This window comes from Paenibacillus eucommiae (assembly GCF_017874215.1).
GTDB classification, from domain to species: Bacteria; Bacillota; Bacilli; order Paenibacillales; family NBRC-103111; genus Paenibacillus_AI; species Paenibacillus_AI eucommiae.
The window spans coordinates 88,330-107,736 of record NZ_JAGGLB010000002.1 but is presented as its reverse complement, the minus strand read 5'-3'; the positions used below and the strand labels follow the sequence as shown (position 1 = coordinate 107,736).

19 protein-coding genes are annotated in these 19,407 nt (G+C 44.6%); 11 read left to right on the top strand and 8 right to left on the bottom strand.

Annotated features, from left to right (window positions below; genetic code table 11):
• The first annotated feature begins 52 nt into the window (after nt 1-52).
• From J2Z66_RS02925 to J2Z66_RS02900, 6 genes are all read left to right on the top strand, one after another.
• Nucleotides 53-625, top strand: coding sequence for an NADPH-dependent FMN reductase (locus J2Z66_RS02925; RefSeq protein ID WP_312894357.1), 573 nt, complete (start codon nt 53-55; stop codon nt 623-625).
• Nucleotides 625-2,247 (top strand): PucR family transcriptional regulator, encoded by a 1,623-nt coding sequence (locus J2Z66_RS02920; RefSeq protein ID WP_209969796.1) that lies wholly within the window; start codon nt 625-627, stop codon nt 2,245-2,247. Before J2Z66_RS02925 ends, J2Z66_RS02920 begins: the two co-directional genes overlap by 1 nt.
• 303 nt (nt 2,248-2,550) lie before the next feature.
• On the top strand, nt 2,551-3,960 hold the full coding sequence (locus J2Z66_RS02915; RefSeq protein ID WP_209969794.1) for an NAD-dependent malic enzyme: 1,410 nt from the start codon (nt 2,551-2,553) through the stop codon (nt 3,958-3,960).
• Nucleotides 3,961-3,986: 26 nt separating this feature from the next.
• Complete coding sequence (gene gabT / locus J2Z66_RS02910; protein WP_209969793.1) at nt 3,987-5,339, top strand: 4-aminobutyrate--2-oxoglutarate transaminase; 1,353 nt, start codon at nt 3,987-3,989, stop codon at nt 5,337-5,339.
• A 17-nt stretch (nt 5,340-5,356) separates the two neighbouring features.
• On the top strand, nt 5,357-6,787 hold the full coding sequence (locus tag J2Z66_RS02905) for an aldehyde dehydrogenase family protein (protein ID WP_209969791.1): 1,431 nt from the start codon (nt 5,357-5,359) through the stop codon (nt 6,785-6,787).
• Nucleotides 6,788-6,798: 11 nt separating this feature from the next.
• Nucleotides 6,799-7,233 (top strand): GNAT family N-acetyltransferase, encoded by a 435-nt coding sequence (locus tag J2Z66_RS02900; RefSeq protein ID WP_245375246.1) that lies wholly within the window; start codon nt 6,799-6,801, stop codon nt 7,231-7,233.
• Nucleotides 7,234-7,499: 266 nt separating this feature from the next.
• Here the strand turns inward: J2Z66_RS02900 and J2Z66_RS02895 are convergent, their stop codons facing one another.
• On the bottom strand, nt 7,500-8,705 hold the full coding sequence (locus J2Z66_RS02895; protein ID WP_209969787.1) for an MFS transporter: 1,206 nt from the start codon (nt 8,703-8,705) through the stop codon (nt 7,500-7,502).
• A 391-nt stretch (nt 8,706-9,096) separates the two neighbouring features.
• A complete protein-coding gene (locus J2Z66_RS02890; protein WP_245375245.1) occupies nt 9,097-10,056 on the bottom strand; it encodes a tyrosine-type recombinase/integrase in 960 nt (319 codons plus the stop codon).
• Between the two features lie 70 nt (nt 10,057-10,126).
• On the opposite strand from J2Z66_RS02890, the gene J2Z66_RS02885 reads away from it, so the two are divergent.
• The 3 genes from J2Z66_RS02885 to J2Z66_RS02875 are packed head-to-tail and all read left to right on the top strand — an operon-like array spanning nt 10,127 to nt 12,842.
• Nucleotides 10,127-10,753, top strand: a complete 627-nt coding sequence (locus J2Z66_RS02885) for an HD-GYP domain-containing protein (protein ID WP_245375244.1) — start codon at nt 10,127-10,129, stop codon at nt 10,751-10,753.
• 48 nt (nt 10,754-10,801) lie between these two features.
• Nucleotides 10,802-12,388, top strand: coding sequence for a methyl-accepting chemotaxis protein (locus J2Z66_RS02880; RefSeq protein ID WP_209969785.1), 1,587 nt, complete (start codon nt 10,802-10,804; stop codon nt 12,386-12,388).
• A gap of 58 nt (nt 12,389-12,446) precedes the next feature.
• Nucleotides 12,447-12,842 carry a chemotaxis protein CheW gene (locus tag J2Z66_RS02875; protein WP_209969783.1) on the top strand — a complete coding sequence of 132 codons (396 nt, stop codon included), beginning with the start codon at nt 12,447-12,449 and terminating at the stop codon, nt 12,840-12,842.
• A 253-nt stretch (nt 12,843-13,095) separates the two neighbouring features.
• On the opposite strand, the gene alr is transcribed toward J2Z66_RS02875, so the two are convergent.
• The 5 genes from alr to J2Z66_RS02850 all read right to left on the bottom strand — a co-directional run bounded on the left by alr (nt 13,096) and on the right by J2Z66_RS02850 (nt 18,490).
• On the bottom strand, nt 13,096-14,352 hold the full coding sequence (gene alr / locus J2Z66_RS02870; RefSeq protein WP_245375243.1) for an alanine racemase: 1,257 nt from the start codon (nt 14,350-14,352) through the stop codon (nt 13,096-13,098).
• Nucleotides 14,349-15,746, bottom strand: coding sequence for a UDP-N-acetylmuramoyl-tripeptide--D-alanyl-D-alanine ligase (locus J2Z66_RS02865; protein ID WP_209969781.1), 1,398 nt, complete (start codon nt 15,744-15,746; stop codon nt 14,349-14,351). The genes alr and J2Z66_RS02865 overlap by 4 nt, the downstream gene beginning before the upstream one ends.
• The gene (locus J2Z66_RS02860) at nt 15,743-16,828 is read right to left on the bottom strand and encodes a D-alanine--D-alanine ligase (RefSeq protein ID WP_209969779.1); all 1,086 of its coding nucleotides are present in this window, start codon (nt 16,826-16,828) and stop codon (nt 15,743-15,745) included. Before J2Z66_RS02860 ends, J2Z66_RS02865 begins: the two co-directional genes overlap by 4 nt.
• Before the next feature lie 576 nt (nt 16,829-17,404).
• A complete protein-coding gene (locus J2Z66_RS02855; protein ID WP_209969778.1) occupies nt 17,405-17,983 on the bottom strand; it encodes a guanylate kinase in 579 nt (192 codons plus the stop codon).
• Between the two features lie 237 nt (nt 17,984-18,220).
• Nucleotides 18,221-18,490, bottom strand: coding sequence for a hypothetical protein (locus tag J2Z66_RS02850; protein ID WP_209969776.1), 270 nt, complete (start codon nt 18,488-18,490; stop codon nt 18,221-18,223).
• Nucleotides 18,491-18,671: 181 nt separating this feature from the next.
• Between J2Z66_RS02850 and J2Z66_RS02845 the strand changes: the two genes are divergently transcribed.
• Entirely contained in the window at nt 18,672-18,920 is a 249-nt protein-coding gene (locus tag J2Z66_RS02845) for a hypothetical protein (RefSeq protein ID WP_209969775.1), read from the top strand.
• Here the strand turns inward: J2Z66_RS02845 and brfA are convergent.
• The gene (gene brfA / locus J2Z66_RS02840) at nt 18,847-19,128 is read right to left on the bottom strand and encodes a ribosome rescue factor BrfA (RefSeq protein ID WP_209969773.1); all 282 of its coding nucleotides are present in this window, start codon (nt 19,126-19,128) and stop codon (nt 18,847-18,849) included. The genes J2Z66_RS02845 and brfA overlap by 74 nt on opposite strands.
• A gap of 89 nt (nt 19,129-19,217) precedes the next feature.
• Here brfA and J2Z66_RS02835 point away from each other — a divergent pair, with 89 nt between their 5' ends.
• Nucleotides 19,218-19,400, top strand: a complete 183-nt coding sequence (locus tag J2Z66_RS02835; protein WP_209969771.1) for a hypothetical protein — start codon at nt 19,218-19,220, stop codon at nt 19,398-19,400.
• The last annotated feature ends 7 nt before the right edge of the window (nt 19,401-19,407 follow it).

The window sequence follows — 19,407 nt, the reverse complement described above, 5'->3', positions numbered from 1 at the left end:
TTTTGACCATTACGGTTAAATCTCCTATACTTTAGGGATGGGAGGGATAAGAGTGAATGGAATAATGAAAGAGCAAGTATCCATCTTAGTGATTGGCGGAAGTCCCCGGTTGTATGGTCGAACGCAGGCTATATCCAAACATGCTTCAACTAAATTAAATGAGCTTGGAGCATCGGTCCATCACCTGGAACTTTCCGATCTCCGGCTTCCTCTATATGATGGGACTGCTGAACAAAATGAGGTTCCGGCAGTAGTGATGTGGAAGGAAGCGGCTAATCAGGCGGACGGTTTTTTCATAACGACCCCGGATTATCATAATGGCATGAGTGGAGCGCTCAAAAACGCACTGGATCATCTGGGTGGCGTGCACTTCAAGCGTAAGCCTGTTGCTATCGCTGCGATGGCCGGCGGGGGTAAAGGCGGGATCAACGCACTGAACAATTTGCGGCTCGTAATGCGCGGGTTGTATGCCCTGGTTTTACCCGATCAGGTCGTGGTGGACAAGCATCAGACTGATGATCAATTCCAGCTGTCAGACCCCGTGATCTCTGAACGTATTGACTTGCTTGCAGAGGAGCTGTTCGTCATCTCATCCATGTTCTCTAGAAAAGGTGGGGTGGCATAGTGAAGCTGATTGATGCGCTTCAGCTCAGCTCCTTTCAGCATGCTTCTCTAGTTGCTGGTGCCAACGGTCTCGAACGCGCTATCCGGTGGGTGCATGTTGTAGATCTGCCGGACCCGCTCCCCTGGGTCAGAGCGGGAGATTTACTACTTACGACCGGTTATGCCTGGCCGACTGAAGCAGAGCAGCAGCGAAAGCTCATCTACGCTTTGGCCGAGCGTGGTCTGGCTGGTGTCGGATTGGCGGTACCCCAGTTCCTGCCTAAGATGCCGGCGCCAGCTTGTGCAGCCGCTGATGAAATTGGCTTTCCGCTGTTTGAAATTCCATGGGAGGTTCCCTTTACTTCGATCACGGAAGAAATTCATAATTCAATCCTGACGATTCACTACAAGCTGCAGGAACAATCAGAAGCCATTCACCGTGAATTGATGCGCACAGCTCTTGAAGCGGAAGGCTTGCAAGATATTGTAACAACACTAGGCAAGCTGCTCGGCCGGACAGTGACAATTGAGCTTCCAGAAGGTTCTCTATTGGCTGCTTATTATTTAGGGGAACAATTGGGACATCAGGATCAACCGGAGCAACAGGATCACAAGGAACAACAAATCCCGTATCAAGCAGCTAAACGTCATGAAGCGAATGCCTCAATCGAACAGCAGAGATATTTGAAAACACTCCGTGCTGGTGGACAGCATCTTCATATTCCGGCTGCTCCAGAGCTTGGATTGCCTGAGCGATTCGTATGCCCTATTCATATTAACCGTGAAATGGTTGGGCTTTTATGGGTCTTTGAGGAAGAGAATCCATTAAATGAACTTGATATTCGTACAGTACAATATGCGGCAATCATTATGGCACTGCATATTTCCCAGCAGAGGGCGCTAGCATCGCTTGAAGCGCAGCTGGGTTATTCATTTTTGGATTCTCTACTTGAAGGTCATTTCAACCCGACGTCACAAGCATTAAAGCGGGCACAAATTTTTGGGTTTGATCCAAATGGCATTTACCGTGTAGGGATACTTGTTTTAAACGCACAGGTTCCATTATCGCGTGAAGCTATAGCTGAAAGAGAGCATTTGGCCGAGCTGCTGAGAAGACAGTTCCAAGAGTTCGGAACTCCGCCCTTGCTTTCACTTACTCAAAATCAAATTATTTTCCTTCTTCCCGAGCCTTATAAAGCTGAGCAAATATGGGAGCCTTTAAAAGCGTCCACTATTTCATTGGCTGTCAGCCGGGCTCATCGCGGTTTCGCAGCTGTCCAACAAGCTTATAACGATGTCCGAGCTATACTGCCCCATTTAATTCCAGGCCAATATCATGATTATGATGAGCTTTTGGTGCCCCTTGTACTCACGGGAGATAAAGAGGCCCGGGCCTCCTTTCTTGAAAAATTGTTTGCTCCCCTGAAAGCAGCTAAAAACGGTGAGGTGCTGATTCAAACCTTATTGATGCTGGCTCGCACAGGTTTTCATCTCAAAAGAACGGCAGAAGAATTATGCATCCACCCTAAAACCTTGCGCTATCGGATGGATCGGCTGGTCAAGCTGGGAGCATACGACCTTCATGATGCTGAAACCCAGTTTAATCTTCAGCTGGCTATTCGTCTGTTATCTTTGGAGGAGTAAGGGATCTCAAACACATCCAATGCCTTTAACAAGCTGCTATGCTTCCAAACAAAGCCTCTATCCGGTTATCATTGAGCATCCAATGATAATCGGATAGAGGCTTTGTGACTGTTTAATAGTATCCAAGGATGATTTGTTATCCTTTAGGGATAATAAATCATGAAAATATCATCACTTGCTGCCGTAGAAATCTACAGTGTAATAGCCTTACAATAAGGTTAAAGATAAGGAAGTATTGAAGCTGAAGAGATTACTTCACACCAGCAAAGCTTATCTATGAAAAACGGAAAGGGTTGAATCCATTTGGCAGTGAACACAAGCATTATCATACGACTGGAAATTGATAAGACTAAGGTAAGCTTTGGTGAAGTGGTGAACGCGATAAGTAAGGCAAGAGGCGATGTAGTCGCGATTGATGTGATTCATGCCGGCCAAATCATGACGACCCGTGACATCACGGTGAATCTTTCCGAATTTGGCTCAGACCGGATTCGTCAGGAATTGGAACAAGTGCCGGGATTGCGGGTCGTGAATATTTCCGACAGCACGTTTCTCGTTCATTTGGGCGGCAAAATCGAGATTCAACCGAAGCTGCCGATTAAAAACCGCGACGATTTGTCCAAGGTGTATACACCAGGAGTTGCACGCGTATGTATGGCGATTCATGAGGATAAAAGCAAGGCGTACTCGTTGACAATAAAAAGGAACACAGTAGCTGTCATTTCGGATGGAACGGCAGTATTGGGCTTAGGTGATATTGGTCCTGAAGCAGCGATGCCGGTTATGGAAGGAAAAGCGATGCTGTTCAAGCAGCTAGCAGGTGTAGATGCTTTCCCGATTTGTCTGGAGACTAAGGATGTAGAAGAAATTATTCGTACAATTAAAGCTATAGCCCCGGCGTTTGGCGGTATTAATCTGGAGGATATTAGCTCTCCCCGCTGCTTTGAGATAGAGAAGCGTTTACAGGAAGAATTGGATATTCCTGTTTTTCATGACGATCAGCATGGAACTGCGGTTGTTGTGCTGGCAGGACTGCTGAACTCGTTGAAGGTGGTCGGCAAAAACATAAGCTCAATCCGGGTCGTTGTTATGGGGATCGGAGCAGCAGGGGTAGCTTGCTGTAAAATACTGTTAGCAGCAGGCGTTCAGGATTTGGTAGCTGTGGACCGTCAGGGTGCCATTGTTTCTGGTGGCGGGCCTTATGCCAATCCCATGTGGAACTGGCTGGCCGAGCACTCCAACCCTAACCGAATGGTTGGCACGTTAAGCGATGTGATCGCAGGAGCTGATGTCTTCGTGGGAGTATCCGGTCCAGGCTTACTTAAGGTAGAGGATGTGCAGAAGATGGCTGCCGATCCGATCGTGTTTGCCATGGCCAATCCGGAGCCGGAGATTGATCCTGAAGTCGCTGAGCCATACGTACGGGTACTTGCAACTGGCCGGAGTGATTTTCCGAATCAAATTAATAATGTGCTTGTTTTTCCTGGCATTTTCCGTGGTGCTCTGGATTGTCAAGCGAAAATCATTACTGAAGAGATGAAGCTTGCCGCGGCGAGAGCCATCGCATCGGTTGTCACAGAAGAAGAATTAAATGAGCAATATATCATTCCAAGTATTTTCAACGATAAAGTGGTTCAATTAGTGCGAAATGAAGTTATTCGTGCAGCTATAGAGACAGGCGAGGCAAGAAGAATACCTAAAGATTTTCGTTAGTGATAAAATAAAGAGGAGAGAGTGACATGACAAATAAACGCAAGTATGTATCCGTAGCTTCAAATTTCCCGGGAACTCAATCCAGTGAACTTATAGAAAGAAGAAATCAATATGTGCCAAGAGGAGTTGGGAACAATACGCCCATTTTTGTCGAAAAGGCACAGGGGGCCCTCGTCCACGATGTTGACGGAAATGTGTTCCTGGATTTTGCTGGTGCCATTGGTACGTTAAATGTCGGTCATTGTCCGCCAGAGGTCGTAGAAGCGGTTCAGAAGCAAGCTGCGCAATACATTCATTCTTGTTTTCATGTGGCGATGTATGAGCCTTATGTAGAATTGGCGGAAAAGCTTGCAAAGCTTACGCCGGGGAATTTTGCAAAGAAAACCATATTCTTAAACAGTGGTGCTGAGGCTGTGGAAAATGCAGTGAAAATTGCTCGTAAATTTACTGGGAAGCCAGGGATCGTTTCGTTTACAAGAGGCTTTCATGGAAGAACCTTGCTCGGTATGTCCTTGACAAGCAAAGTGAAGCCATATAAATTTCAGATGGGGCCTTTTGCCCCAGCTATTTATAAAGCACAGTTCCCTTATCCGCTCCATCGTCCTGATGGCCTGACTGAAGAGCAGTATGCGGATTATTGTGTACGGCAATTCGAGGATTTCCTCTATACTGAAGCAGCTCCTGAGGAGCTTGCCGCTGTAATTATGGAGCCTGTGCAGGGGGAAGGCGGGTTTATAGTGCCTCCGCAAGCCTTCGTCAAAGGGGTATACGATATTTGCAAGAAGCACAATATTTTATTTATAGCCGATGAAATTCAGACAGGCTTTGGCCGGACAGGCGAGATGTTTGCTTCTACCCACTTTGGCATTGAACCGGATCTGATCACCATGTCCAAATCAATTGCAGCCGGGCTGCCGTTAAGTGCTGTCACCGGAAGGGCTGAAATTATGGATGCTCCGAATCCAGGAGAAATTGGCGGAACTTACGGGGGAAGCCCACTAGGCTGTGCCGCGGCACTGGCTGTGCTGGAAAAAATGGAACGTGAAAGCCTGGTAGAAAGATCAAGAGTCATTGGAGAAACCATTCGCAGTTATTTCACATCCTTACAATCCACTGTGCCTCAAATTGCTGAAGTACGTGGACTGGGTTCCATGTGTGCGGTTGAATTTATCGATCCGGTTACTAAACAGCCCATGAAAGAATTTGTCGCAAAGCTGATTAAAGCGAGCTTAGAGGCTGGTGTTATTCTGCTGAGTGCAGGAGTCCACGGGAACGTTATTCGTTTTCTGACTCCCTTGATTATTTCGGATGAGGAATTGCAAGAAGGATTGGATATTATTGGTGAAGCACTCGCGAGTCAATATGCAGCTTCATTATAAAATGGAGGGGATGCCCGATGAAAAAGCATTTATTCATTAATGGTGTGTGGAAAGAAGCGGCTGAATATCTGGTGTTGACCTCTCCTTACACTGGAGAGGCCATAGCTGAGGTTGCACAGGCCAATGAGTCTGAAACCGAAGAAGCTATTCAAGCGGCAGCGGCAGCTTCAAGTCAAATGGCTAAGATGCCTGCGCACGAGCGAGCTGCAATACTGGATAACGTGACTATCATTATGGAAAGACGTAAGGAAGAGCTGGTCCGTCTTCTTGCATTAGAAGCCGCGAAGCCGGTTAAAACAGCCAGAGGCGAAATCGCCCGTACGATCCAGACGTATAAATTTGCAGCGATGGAAGCAAGAAGAATTCATGGCGAGACCGTACCCGTTGATGCGGCACCAGGGGGAGAAGGACGTCTTGCTTTCACAATGCGCAAACCGATTGGTGTTGTGGGAGCCATTACCCCCTTTAATTTTCCGTTTAATCTGGTAGCCCACAAGGTGGGGCCTGCCATTGCAGCGGGGAACACTGTTATTTTAAAGCCTGCGAGTCAAACTCCGTTATCCTCACTTGTATTGGGAGAAATATTCGAGGAAGCCGGTCTTCCTGCGGGTGCGCTTAATATCGTCCCGGGAAAAGGTTCGGTCGTTGGCGAGAAGCTTGTTCGTGATCCGCGTATAGCTGCAATTACATTTACCGGTAGTCCCGAAGTGGGGATTGCTTTGAAAAATAAAGCCGGTTTGAAGCGGGTCACACTCGAATTGGGATCCAATTCTGCGCTCATCATTGACCAAACAGTAGAACTAACGAAAGAGCTGATCGACCGCTGTGTGCTGGGGACGTTCTCCTTTAGCGGACAAGTCTGTATTTCGATCCAGCGTATATTGGTTCATGAGAACAGCTACGAGGAGTTTATTACGAAGTTCAAGGCAGCTGTGGATAAGCTAGTGGTTGGAGATCCACTGGATGAAGCCACAGATATGTCAGCGATGATAGCGGAAAAAGAAGTGACTCGGATGGAGCAGTGGGTATCAGCTGCTGTTTCTAGGGGCGCTAAGGTTGTAAGTGGTGGAAAGGCAGTGTCCTCACGCGTATTCGCCCCGACTATTTTGACCGATGTGCCTAGCGATGAGCCTGTATCTTGTCAAGAGGTATTCGGACCGATCGGTACAGTATCTTCTTTTGGAACATTGGATGAAGCCATCCGTGAAGTAAATAACTCCCGCTATGGGCTGCAGGCTGGCATTTATACGAACGATATCCATGCGGCCATGCGTGCTGCGGAAGAGCTGGAAGTAGGCGGGGTCATGATTAATGATTTCCCAACGTTCAGAGTCGATAATATGCCCTATGGCGGGTTAAAAGAAAGTGGTTTCGGCCGCGAGGGGATTAAATACGCGGTAGAAGAAATGACAGAGCTTAAGCTTATCGTAATTAAGCTCAAGCCTTGATGGAGGCGCCAATGATAACGGAATTAACAACGGAACAGGAATGGCTCGATGCTTTGCCTGTTCTAAATGAATTGCGTCCTGATCTTACAGAAGCTACCTTTTTGCCATTGATGAGAACGATGGTTCAGGAAGGGTACCGCTTATTTGCTTTAATAAATAATGAGCAAATTCAATCATTAGCAGGCATCGCTATCAAGACTAACTTTTATTATCAGCGGCATGTATTTGTCTATGACCTGGTGACTAAGAGTCAGAGCCGCTCGCAAGGCTGCGGTAAAGCTCTCTTGAGCTATATTCACCAATTCGCAAAGGACAACGATTGTGAAACTGTTGCTTTAGAATCAGGATTACATCGAGTCGATGCGCATAGGTTCTATGAAAAAAAGATGAATTATAAGAAATTTTGCTATTCGTTTAAGAAGCCTATAGATCTTGAGACGCCTTAGGCGCCCTGTAGGCGTCCAATGCAGTTAGAGGCAAGGCCCAACCCGAAGCAACAGAATGTAGCGAAAAACCGCACACAATGGGCTTACTCGGCCGAAGCAGCAGAGGTCTATTTTCTGAGCGAAAGGGATAGTGGATATAAAGTGAATGTGGAATTTTCTACAGATATAAAAAAGGACGCTCCATTTAGGGGCGTCCTTCTTTGCGATCTTTGTTTCGAGGCTGCCGAACAGCTTGAATTTCTCTAACGGGAACTCTCGATCATAAGCTAAACTTGGGAGCCAGGCTTAAGCGTATTTTCTTGTGGACCACGAAGCTTATAGATGAAAGCCACACCTATCAAGGCAAGCCCATTAATAATAAAAATCGCAGGAATTCCAATCCATCCGCCTAGAAATCCTCCGATAATGGGACCAGACATAGTGCCCAGTTGGTTAGCCGATTGATTCAGGCTGAATGCCCTGCCACGGAAGCTCGAATCGGTAAATTTAACGATCAACGAATTGAGTGCGGGATAGACAGCTGCGAAAAATAGTCCATAGCTGAATCGCAATAGTCCAAACCCGAGTAAATTATGCGTGCCAACTTGCAGTAAATTCCCTATGCCGCCCCCGAGCAGCCCGATAAAGAGTATTTTACTATAACTGATCTTTTGTCCAATTTTGCCCCAACGAGGCGCCATAATGACAGTCGCAATGCCAACTGCGGAAAAAATGATACCGGAATTGAGCGATGCACTACTATTAGCTCCACCAATTTGCAGCACATAGATCGTCAGCAGCGGTTCTAAGATCATGACAGAGGTCGCTACCAGCATGGTTATTCCAAGTACTGTCATCAATTTGCGGTTATTAAGGGCAAGCTTTAAATCGTTAATTACGCTGGAGCGAGCAGCAGACCGGTTGAAATTCACCTCTTTGGCTCCGATCAATCCGATAAAGGCAGCTACAAGTACAACCAAACCTGACACTACAAAAGCTTCCCGATTACCTGTCCAGTGACTGACTAGTCCACCTACTAAAGGGCCTATAACACCACCTGCAGCTGTAGCCGTTGACATAACACCGAGTGCGTAGCCGACTTCTTTCTCAGGCGTATTAGTAGCAATTAAAGCGATGGCTGCGGGAACAAAACCGGCGAGCAGACCTTGAAATACACGGACAATTAAAAATATATAGGGATCATGAACAAAATAGGTGATGAAATACAACACACTTAAACTGAATCCGGAGCGAATCAACATCGGCTTGCGGCCATATTTATCGGCCAGAGATCCCCAGAATGGCGCAACTAAAGCGCTAGCAAGAAAGGTAATACCGAACGTAACCCCGGCCCAAGCTTCTAAGCCCTCGTTAACACCTAATTCAGTATGTAGAAAAATAGGCAAAAAAGGTACAGAAATTGTATAAGCCATACCACAAAAGAAAACGCCGATCCACAAAATAATCAGATTTCTTTTCCAGGAAAATTCCATGTAAGTCCCACCTTGCTGTAACGAATCTGTTATTCAGCCTCTTTCTTATTTTAGTTGTATTTATCTCAGAACTCAAATAAAAGAAGGGGAGGGAACAGTAACGGTTAGAGAAGGAGTAGGAGAACTCTTATAAAAAGGACAATTTAACAAGCTCAGAGGTTGTGATCGTATGAGGGCAGTTAGCTTATTCGGAAAAAACTTCTTGAATAATTTAGGTGATTTCTTTAATGAAATCTGGATTTCAATCATAATGCTGTATAGAATGAAAAAAATGTCGTACAATATCTGTTTTACGACACCTTTTTACAAAAGGTGACAATTTTCGCGCTAAAGGTAGTATAGTCCATTTGTAATATTCAAGCAACATTTTTATAACAGGTTTTCTTCTTCTTTACAAAAACTCTCTCAAGCAATCTTCCACAAAATCAGGTGCCGACTTTTTAATTTGTTCTACCGTATGCAAATAACGCTGCGTTGTATTAATATGCGAGTGCCCAAGGTTCTCTTGTACTTGCTGTAAAGTTGCCCCATGAAGCAAGGCCAATGTTGCGTTGGTATGGCGCAGCCAGTGTGGTGTAGACTTTTTCCCCAACTTGCATTGTTCACAGGCCAGACCTATTATTCTCTCGACCTGCCTTACGGATAATGGAAATAAACGATCATTTCTTAGTGCCGGATCTGCATGCTTCAATTGCGTAATGGAATATTCTAAAAACAATACCCAGAGGTTCTGAGGCACTTTAATGTCACGCTGCTTTCCTCCTTTCCCGTCCATGACTGATAACCACACAGAGCTTTCAAGGGGGTCCTTGTTAAAATGACTCCATTCGATTGAAATCAATTCGGAAACGCGTAAACCCAGTAAAACAAATGATAATCCAATCAAATAATTACGATTGCTTTGTCTCTTCAATTGCTCCAAAAGACGTCCTACTTCTTGTTTCGTCAAAAAATGGTTTTTGCTCGTAATTTTTATTTTTGGCATTCTCATGCTTGACATCGGGTTTCTCTTAAAAATTTGGATGTTGGGATCACTTCCCCACTTATATAAGGATTGCAAAGGAGCCATCAGACCTGCAACAGTAGCGGGAGCCAGAGGTTTCTTCTTGAAGCTGTAAAATCCGTTCGTCAATCCAATTTTATAGACCTCCATTTCTTGCCAAGTAACCTCATTGAGCGGTTTATAAGAAATAGATTGCCGAAACAAATCGATCGCCCGCCTGTAATTACGCATTGTATACTTTGAACGAATGCAAACAGATAGGAACATAGCAATAATCTGTTCATCCGTATAGGCCTCCGATTGTTCTATATAATCTGAGAGTTGTATGGATTTTTCCTGTTCAATCAATGTTTCTTCCCTCCTTATGTCGTACAACAGATATTGTACGACATCCTTCAGCAGCTCGTAAACTTATCTTTTGAAAAACAATTTTATGTGTTTGTCAAGTATTTTTGCAAATTTGAACGATGGTGGTGGGAAGGCGCCAATGCACAGCGGATTGATGGAGATGGAAATGGGCTTGCTTTTAGCTAAGGATAAGGGGACATATAAGCACAGTCTTAGGCTGGCAAGTATTGCAGATGCTTTGGGTTCACATCTAAAGTTCGATAATGTTCAAAGAGAGAAGTTGGTTGCAGGATGCCTGCTGCATGACCTTGGAAAAACAGGTATACCTGATGAAATTTTAGGCAAATCCTCATCACTCACTGTGCAAGAATGGGAAGTTATGAAGCAGCATCCAACAATAGGTGTCGAAATGCTGATGAAGAACAAGCATGTGGATAAAGAAATCATCAACATTGTTGAATTTCATCATGAGCGATGGAGTGGAGGTGGGTATCCAAAAGGCTTAAGGGGCAACGAAATTCCGGTTTTCGCCAGGATTTGTGCGATTATTGATGCATACGACTGTATGATATCAGAACGCCCTTATCATAAAGGTTTATCCAAGAGCGAAGCAAAAGAACAGCTTGTACTGCATAGCGGGACGCAGTTTGATCCTTTCTATGTACAAGAATTCATCCTTCTACTTGAGAGAAGCTAATAAGGGGAGCCCCTGTTCATTACCAACTATATAAAAGAGGTGTAATTAATGTCGTGGTTTTTCAACTTAAAAACATCAGTTAAGCTTATTTGTGCATTTATTTTTGTATCCCTGATTTTAGCGGCTGTTGGTGTATACGCTTTATTCAATATGAATACGATTAATGGAAATATGAAAGAAATGTATAACAACAATTTGATCTCTGTCAGGGATGTATCGGCGGCAATGATTAATTATCAGGAGATGAGAGTCGCTTCACGAGATATCAGTGGAGCAATTACAAAGGAAGCCAAGGATAAGGTTGCTGCAGGTATTCCTGTATTTAAAAAGGGAATTGAAGAGAAAATAGCTTCCTATAGAATCGTAGCCAAGACGAAGCAAGAGCAGGATGAGCTGGAAGTATTCGATAACGAGTGGGCTGCTTATGTTTCAATTTATAACACAGCCATTGAACTCGCCCATCAAACCGATCAAACGGATTATATCAAATATAAGGAAGAAACATTGAATGTACAGGGCTCTAAGCTTAGAACAAGTCTGGAGAGGCTGATTGCCATTAACGTCCAGCTTGCAACAGAGGGCAATGAGGAATCGCAGGAAGCCTATTCTACAGCTCGTATGGCAACGGTTATTGTCATCATTTTATCTTTTATCATTAGTATTTTACTCGGATACGCCATAGCTTCTTCGATTTCCCGCCCTCTTAATAAGCTCGTCGGTTTGGTTTCGAAAGTATCGGAAGGAGATTTAAGAGATAAGTCCGACATTCACACGAAAGATGAAATCGGCATTCTCTCAGGCTCCGTCAATCAAATGATAGATAACTTGAGAGGACTAATTGGAGGAATCATCCAATCTTCACATAGTGTGGCGTCTGCCTCGGAGCAAATATCTGCAAGCTCTGAAGAAATTGCCAGTGGAAATGCCAACCAGGCTCAATCAGCCCAAACCATTTCCGAGCTGTTCACCGAGCTTTCTACAGCCATTAATTTCGTGGCCAATAGTGCGGAACAAGCTGCCGAATTATCCAATTATACGGTTCAAACAGCGGGTGAAGGCGGCAAGGTTGTGGACAAATCAATTGAAGGCATGCAGTTGGTCAACCAAACGATGTCACGTCTAGAGGATGATTCAAATAAAATTGGAGATATCATCGAAGTCATTGACGATATTGCCGATCAAACGAATTTGCTTGCTTTGAATGCAGCAATCGAAGCAGCAAGAGCAGGTGATCAAGGCAGAGGGTTTGCCGTAGTGGCAGATGAGGTCAGAAAACTGGCCGAAAGAAGCAGCGCAGCTACGAAGGAAATTTCCTCCATTATCAAAGTGATGCAGCAAAATACGAAGCTGAGCGTTGCGGCTGTCTTGGATAGTGTAACCCAATCCGTTGAAACCGGAGATGCTTTTAAGAAAATAGTTGAGATGGTGTCCACTTCTTCAAATAAAGTAAATGAGATTGCTGCAGCCTGCGAGGAAGAAGCCGCTCAAGCATCTGAGGTTATGCGATCTGTAGAGCTAATAGCTGCCGCTAGTGAAGAGGCTGCTGCTGCCTCGCAAGAAACGGCTGCTACATGCCAATCGCTGGCTAATTTAGCCGATGATTTAAATACCTCTATCTCTGTATTTAAGATTTAATAAAATTATGTGGATGTGATAATGGGTGACCACGTTCTTGCAGGAGCTATACATAGAAATGGTTGTGGGAAAAGAAAGCTATGCCATAAATATTCAAGACATCCATGAAATCATTAGGCTCCAGCCAATCACAGATATTCCAAATTGTAATTCCTATGTACGAGGAGTCATTAATTTGCGTGGGAAGGTGGTTCCTGTAGTTAGCTTGCGGAATCTGTTCGGCATGTCTGATATAGAGGGAACGAAATCCACGCGAATCGTAGTCATTAAGCATAAAGAGGAATCGGTTGGAATCATTGTAGACCATGTGAGTAAAGTTACTTCTTATGCAGAGATCCAAGCTCCCCCAGAGCAAGTAGGGGGCATCCATGGTGCTTACTTTTTAGGGATTGGAATCAGAGAGGGTAATCTTGTTGGAATTTTAAAAATGAATGAAGTATTGCTTCAGGAATAGAAGGGAGCTGTCAAATCCCAATGCTGCACACATGCACAATCGAGGGATGCTATAAACCCGTAAAAGCAAAAAAGCTCTGTTCTATGCATCATCAACGTTGGCTTAGAACAGGGGACCCATTGTATGAAAGAAAAAAGCTAGCCAAACAGCAATGTTCCTGGAAAGGCTGCAAGGAGCTTGAGCTTGCCAAAGGCTATTGTAGAAGGCATTATATGATCAAGCGAAATCAAAGTCTGTATCAAAAAGAGAACCTTTAATTCAAGGTTCTCTCTGACTCATCGTTATAAGTGTATACTCTAGGCACACGATCAGTAATTAATGAAAGAATTTGCTGGGGAATGCTGCCGATATGTGAGGCTAAATCATCAAGAGTAATTTCTTTATCCCGCTGTCTGCCGATCCATGTCACCTTGGTGCCAAGAGGGTAATAGCGGGGAAGTCTGATCATGAGCTGATCCATACAGATTTTACCAGTGATAGGGGCTTCATGTCCGTCTACGAGTAGATAAGAGCCTTGAAAACCACGGAAGCAGCCATCTGCATATCCAAGCGGGACAGTCGCAATCCACTCATCACCGGTTGTCCAATAAGTTGAATCATAGCTGATAGCACTGCCCGGCTTCATTTGTTTAACATGGATAATTTCAGTATGCAAGGATAAGGTGGGTTGTAAGAAGTTAGGCATTGTGCGCTTTACATCCTCATCACATGTATGAATCCCGTAGATCGCTGCTCCGACTCTGGCCATATCCATGGTATTCTGTGGATATTGGAGTGCTGCCGCACTGTTCGCGCAATGCACGATCAAATTGCTGAAGCCAGCATCGCTCATCCATTGCTGCATTTCGTTAAACCGATTTCTTTGTTCTTCATAGTAGGCCGAATCGGCTTGATTTGCTGTTGCGAAATGAGTGTATATGCCTTCAACGATAATAGCATCATTTTGTAATAAAGGTATCATAGCTTCAAGCTCAGCTTTTTCGCGAATTCCGATCCGGCCCATGCCCGTATCCATTTTGATATGAATACGAAGCGGTTCCGGGGAAGATTTGTACTTCAACATCTTATCTAAACAAGATGCTTGAAATACGGTTAAGGAAATATGATGCTTTGCGGCAGCATCGGCTTCTTCAGGTGGAGTTGCCGAGAGCACCAGAATGGGCAGCATTATGTCATTTTTTCGCAGATGAAGCGCCTCGTGAATTGTTCCTACAGCCAATGCATCAGCACCAGCATTTCGAGCTGCTCTTGCGACCTGCACATCCCCATGCCCGTATGCGTTAGCTTTGACGGCAGCCATAAACGAGCATGAGACTGGGAGGCGCTTGCGAATTTCCCTAATATTATGTTCGATTCGATCCAAATGAACTTCAGCCCATGTTCTTGGTAAATATGATTTATTTGATGTATACGATGCATGTGATACATTTGATGCATTTGGTATGAGTGGTGTAAGTGGTTCAAATAGCTTTTGTGAATAGTTCTGATCATTGTTCATACTCTTATTCATATGAAAGCCACCTCTTTTTGCAGCGCCGTGATGATGTCTTCCAGCCTCAGGCCTCTGGAGCCTTTAATCAAAATGATGCAATCCTCCTGAATGATTTGCTTTAATTGATCTATGACTTCCTGCTTATCCATGCAGGTAGTGACTTTTCCATAAGGGAATTTACTCATGGCGGATAGGGCGATATGCTTGGCCATAGAGCCTATAGTAAAAACAGCATCAAGCTGGGTTGCATCCAATTCTTCCCCAATCTCTTTATGGAGGTCTTCAGCCTCTTGGCCCAATTCGACCATGTCCCCTATAACAGCAATTTTTCGCTTGCTGCCTTTCCCTTTCCAAGCATACAAGGCCTCCAAGGCCGCACGCAGACTTGTAGGATTTGACTTGTATGCGTCATTGATCACGGTACAGTTACCGATTGACACAAGCTCACAGCGCATACCAGTGGCTTCCACCTGTAACAATCCTTGTTTGATTTGCTCATAAGAAATTCCGAAATGACGGGCAGCAGCTATGGCGCTAAGCGCATTGATCATTTGATGTTTACCTAACATAGGCAAAAACAGTTCAGGACAATCCGCATCCGAAATACTGAAAAAAATGCCATTCTCATTCATAAACGAGGTCAGAGGATGGAGAGCATGGGCTGGCGAGTATCCAAAGGATAGAGACCTGCACACCGGAGACTGCTTATTAAATTGCTCCATAAAGATGGGATTGTCGCCATTATAGATGAGCAGCCCATTTGATTTTAAGCCGTGAATGATTTCCAGCTTGGCTTCCGCTATGCGTTCCCTCGAATGCAAATCCCCTAAATGAACCTCACTGACACTAGTAATAATGGCAGCATCCAACTGCGATATTGCTGCTAATTGGTTAATTTCACCTAAACCTGACATCCCCATTTCTACAACCGCCATTTCAGTGTCTTCTTGCAGACGCAGCAGGGTGAGGGGAACACCCAGATGGTTGTTTAAATTGCCGCTTGTTTTTTGTGTTTTGAAGGTAGTTGCGAGCAGTCCGGCCAATATGTCCTTCACCGATGTTTTGCCGTTGCTGCCTGTAATACCTATAACTTTTACGTCCAATTGACTGCGATAAGCTTGGGCTAATCGCTGAATGGCTGCTAGCGTATCGTCTACGAAAAGCAGTGGCATATCCTGAGGAGGATTTGGTTCGCTCTTATTCCACAGTGCAGCAACCGCACCATTAGCCGCCGCAGCCTGGCAAAACTCATGACCATTAAAGCGTTCACCTTTGATTGGTATATATAGATTATGCAGCTTAACGCTGCGGGAATCGATGGAAACCCCTTCAATCTTTATTGTGGCATGCTTGTCAGACAGGTCTGTGGCCCCAATCATTACAGATATTTCTCCCAAGGTTCGTGTAATCATGCCTGGTCCCTCCCGTAGGTAATGCTTTGCTTTTGCTTGTGGCGCTTCAAGGCGTAATCTATCAACCTTTCAATTAATTGCTGATAGGTAGTACCATCGGTTTGTTCCCAAAGCGTAGGAAACATACTGATTTTAGTAAATCCCGGAAGTGTGTTGACTTCTCCTAAATAAATTTCCTCGTTATCTGTGACGAAGAAATCAACACGCATCAGCCCACTGCCATCCAGGGTGCGGTAAGCGATTCGGGTAATTTTACTCATCTCGGCATACACGTTTGAAGAAATATCAGCAGGAATACGTTGTACGAGCATACCGTTCTTGTATTTTTTGGCATAATCGAAAAATCCCGGATCCCGGATAAACTCACCTGCTACAGAAATAATGGGGTGATCATTCCCGATAACGGCAAGCTGGATTTCCCGGCCTGTTATTTCTTTTTCTACAAGCAACTTACGATCATATTGAAAAGCTTCTTTGATCGCTTCATCTAGAGTTATGGGGTCGGTGCAGCGGTTAATACCCACGCTTGAGCCTAAGTTAGCCGGTTTCACGTAGCAAGGGTATCCGATAGTCTGTTCGATGCGGTTAAGGATCGCCTGGGCATCCTCATCCCATTCATGACGTATAAAGGAGATATAGTCCATCTGTGGAATCTCTGTGGCTGCAAAGAGGTCGCGCATCATGACCTTATCCATGCCGACGGCAGAGGAGAGGACTCCGTTTCCTACATAAGGCACATTCAGCATCTCCAGCATCCCTTGCAGCGTGCCGTCCTCACCGTGTGTGCCGTGAATGACCGGGAATACGATGTTGGTCTCGTCCGGACGGAAAAAACGCGTTAGAACTTCTCCTATGGATGCTGCAACGCTGCAATCGGCAAGGTCGCATCTCAAGTCCTCAGTGCTGGCAAGCGGATGCTCCACTTTGCCAATGCTTCCCCAGACGCCGCGGGGATTTACATAAATCGGATAAACCTGGTATTTCGTTTTGTCGGTCATATTAATAACGGTCAGTGCAGTTAGCAGTGACACTTCGTGTTCAGCAGATTTTCCTCCATACAAGACGTACAGATTTGTTTTCATTTATGTCTCTCCTCGTATATGAAATAGCTTGTTTGATTAATATAAAGCCAAATCTTAAAGAAGAACGAAATAAAAGCTTAAAAAATAGTTAAGAATGCATGAAGATATCTTGAGAAAGATGCCTTTGGCTTCCCTTGAGGAGCGTGTTCGTGACGCTAGTGCTTGAGAGAGGTAAGGGGTATGGGCTCCAGCCGCTGTTAAAGATTTGTTCCCTTGAATGGAATGGATGTAGGGGTTGGAACAAATCTTTAAATGCGGACGCTACCGCTCTTCCTCCCATACCCCTTACCTCTATTAGCTACACTCCCACGAACACCAAGCTCAAACGGACAGCCAGCAAGGGTTTTCTCTTGAATGGGAGGAGATTTTTCTAACTGGCGCATGCGCTGGAGATGAAGAGTCTGCCCAAGCGGCCCTCCAGGTACTTTAACGATGTTTTTCATCGCTAAAAGTACCAGGTCGTCTGCGTATCGTTACTTTAACGATGAAAAACATCGTTAAGTTTAGTAAAAAACAACTAACCCAAATAAAAAAGAACCATCAGGATAAAGCCCCGATAGTTCTTTGAAAGTGCACTTAGCTTGTTGGCGCAGGTATGTAAGCAAGTATCGTCTGCTTGACTTGATCGATCGTATGTTGCAAATCGAGGTTTTCGAAAACATGCTCGCAATCTTTGCGATAAGAAACTTCCTCGATGTAATGATTCATGTAATCGCTAATGATATGGCCGGGGACCTTTCGTGCTTCGAGCCGTTCCTGGATCGTTTGTTTATTAGCATAAATGAATAAACGCACCGCCCGATCCCTGAATTCATACTTGAATTTGTTGGCCGCATAGCGGTTTACAACAACATAAACATGCCCGTGCTGTCTTAAAGCAGCATTTATATCTTCACGTTTGAGGCCATAAAAATTTCCGTCAATCTCGGCTGTTTGAAAAAATTCACCACGTATATCAGCTTCGATAAAATCACTTCTTGCTATAAAATGATAATCGCTGCCATCAGTTTCTTGCGGTCTTGGGGCTCTTGTGGTGTAGGAAACTATGGAAGTGATACCTAATTCCTTGGAAATTTGCTGAGCAATTGTCTTGCGCCCAGAGCCGCTAGTGCCTGTAAACACGAAGACTACCCCTGCTTCCATTGAACCGTCCATACTGAATTCCTCCTCTGGTTAAGTATCTGCTTAAGCATCTGGATAAGAACCTGGATAATCGAAGTGGTAAGTATTCAAAATAATTTGCAAGCGCTTGCTATACATCTATTATAATACAAAGCTCCTCCGAACTAAAGATCTGTCCATACATTTGAACAGTCAAAGGGGGTTCCTGCATTTGGCCAAAAAAAACCTCCCCATATAAATATGGGAAGGCTCGGATGAAGAAGCTTGTACCTAGGGCTTGATGAACTTCAAGGATTGATCAGCAATTCCTTCCATGTAGCTGTCCAGACAGTCGCAAAGGTAATCCTTTCGGCAAATAGGGCAAGGCTCCTTCATTAATCTATTGATATTTGTGACAGCACCAACACCTGTTTGCGGATCTCTTTCAAAAATCAGACGACACTGATTGCGATCTTTCAAGGAGACCACTACCTCGAATAAACCGTTTTTCTTGTTGTCACTAACAATCTTGGCATCTACAACTTGCGGATCGTAAGCCATATGAATTCCTCCTAGAGCTTTCTGTAAGAAAGCTTTCCTCGTAGCGCTGCTTGGCTTTCTCTAAGAAAGTTTTCTTTGGAAGCATAAGCACAAGCTAGAATGAGCGTATCTTTATTATCAACCATGCATTAGTATATTATATAAATAAAGTCCGCGTTATTCAATAGGAGGTGTCAATGAAGTGATTATTGATTATCATGAAGTGGAGCGAAACGGCGATGAGCTGCTCATTTATATAGGTATTCAGTTCGAGGATGAGCCAGATTCCTTATATGTTGTAAGCATTACGGCAGGAGATGACGGAACAGTGAAGGAGTGGAAACTGCTGTATAACGGAGTTGACTGCAAGTACACTTTCAAGCCTGAAGAGAAGCAGGCACTGCAGCTAAGCTTGGCAGAGGACGATATTCAGATCCACGAAAGTCTGTAAAAATAGAAATGGAATCGTCCCCGTGAATTCGGTTCGGATTCCATTTATGCTTATGCTTGCGCGTTTCGCGGATCACTCTTTCCTTAAGAGTTGGCGTTGTCTTAGCTACCGGGTTCAGGCCGTTCCAGGTCAGGCGCTGCTGCTCAGGGTTGCGTTTGCCTTCTCGGGCCAGCTTGCTCCGTTTCTTTTTGGCTGAGGTCATGGACATGGGTAGTTCCTCCTTCAGTATTGTATCCTGCTTCTATATTGTAAGACTAATATATGACATCTGACAAGAGAAAGTTTGAGGTGATAGGCATGAAATACAAAGTGCAGCTGTCTTTTGGCGGACAGACCGTTAAGGAGGAGATTCTTGAAATTAAAGAACAAAAGCTAGGAGATTTAAGCGATGAGGAAATTGAGAGGGCCATTGAAGTTAATATCCGCACCTGGGTTGATAAAAATTTGCAAATTGAGTGGGAAGTTATGGAGGAGCAATAGAATCATG

What these genes read in the sequence shown, in the direction of transcription:
- J2Z66_RS02900 (WP_245375246.1), top strand. Translation starts at nt 6,799, where the DNA reads ATGATAACGGAATTAACAACGGAACAGGAATGGCTCGATGCTTTGCCT.
- brfA (WP_209969773.1), bottom strand. Translation starts at nt 19,128, where the DNA reads ATGTCCATGACCTCAGCCAAAAAGAAACGGAGCAAGCTGGCCCGAGAA.
- J2Z66_RS02895 (WP_209969787.1), bottom strand. Translation starts at nt 8,705, where the DNA reads ATGGAATTTTCCTGGAAAAGAAATCTGATTATTTTGTGGATCGGCGTT.
- J2Z66_RS02875 (WP_209969783.1), top strand. Translation starts at nt 12,447, where the DNA reads ATGGTTGTGGGAAAAGAAAGCTATGCCATAAATATTCAAGACATCCAT.
- J2Z66_RS02880 (WP_209969785.1), top strand. Translation starts at nt 10,802, where the DNA reads ATGTCGTGGTTTTTCAACTTAAAAACATCAGTTAAGCTTATTTGTGCA.
- J2Z66_RS02865 (WP_209969781.1), bottom strand. Translation starts at nt 15,746, where the DNA reads ATGATTACACGAACCTTGGGAGAAATATCTGTAATGATTGGGGCCACA.
- J2Z66_RS02905 (WP_209969791.1), top strand. Translation starts at nt 5,357, where the DNA reads ATGAAAAAGCATTTATTCATTAATGGTGTGTGGAAAGAAGCGGCTGAA.
- J2Z66_RS02835 (WP_209969771.1), top strand. Translation starts at nt 19,218, where the DNA reads ATGAAATACAAAGTGCAGCTGTCTTTTGGCGGACAGACCGTTAAGGAG.
- J2Z66_RS02860 (WP_209969779.1), bottom strand. Translation starts at nt 16,828, where the DNA reads ATGAAAACAAATCTGTACGTCTTGTATGGAGGAAAATCTGCTGAACAC.
- J2Z66_RS02850 (WP_209969776.1), bottom strand. Translation starts at nt 18,490, where the DNA reads ATGGCTTACGATCCGCAAGTTGTAGATGCCAAGATTGTTAGTGACAAC.
- gabT (WP_209969793.1), top strand. Translation starts at nt 3,987, where the DNA reads ATGACAAATAAACGCAAGTATGTATCCGTAGCTTCAAATTTCCCGGGA.
- alr (WP_245375243.1), bottom strand. Translation starts at nt 14,352, where the DNA reads ATGAATAAGAGTATGAACAATGATCAGAACTATTCACAAAAGCTATTT.
- J2Z66_RS02855 (WP_209969778.1), bottom strand. Translation starts at nt 17,983, where the DNA reads ATGGACGGTTCAATGGAAGCAGGGGTAGTCTTCGTGTTTACAGGCACT.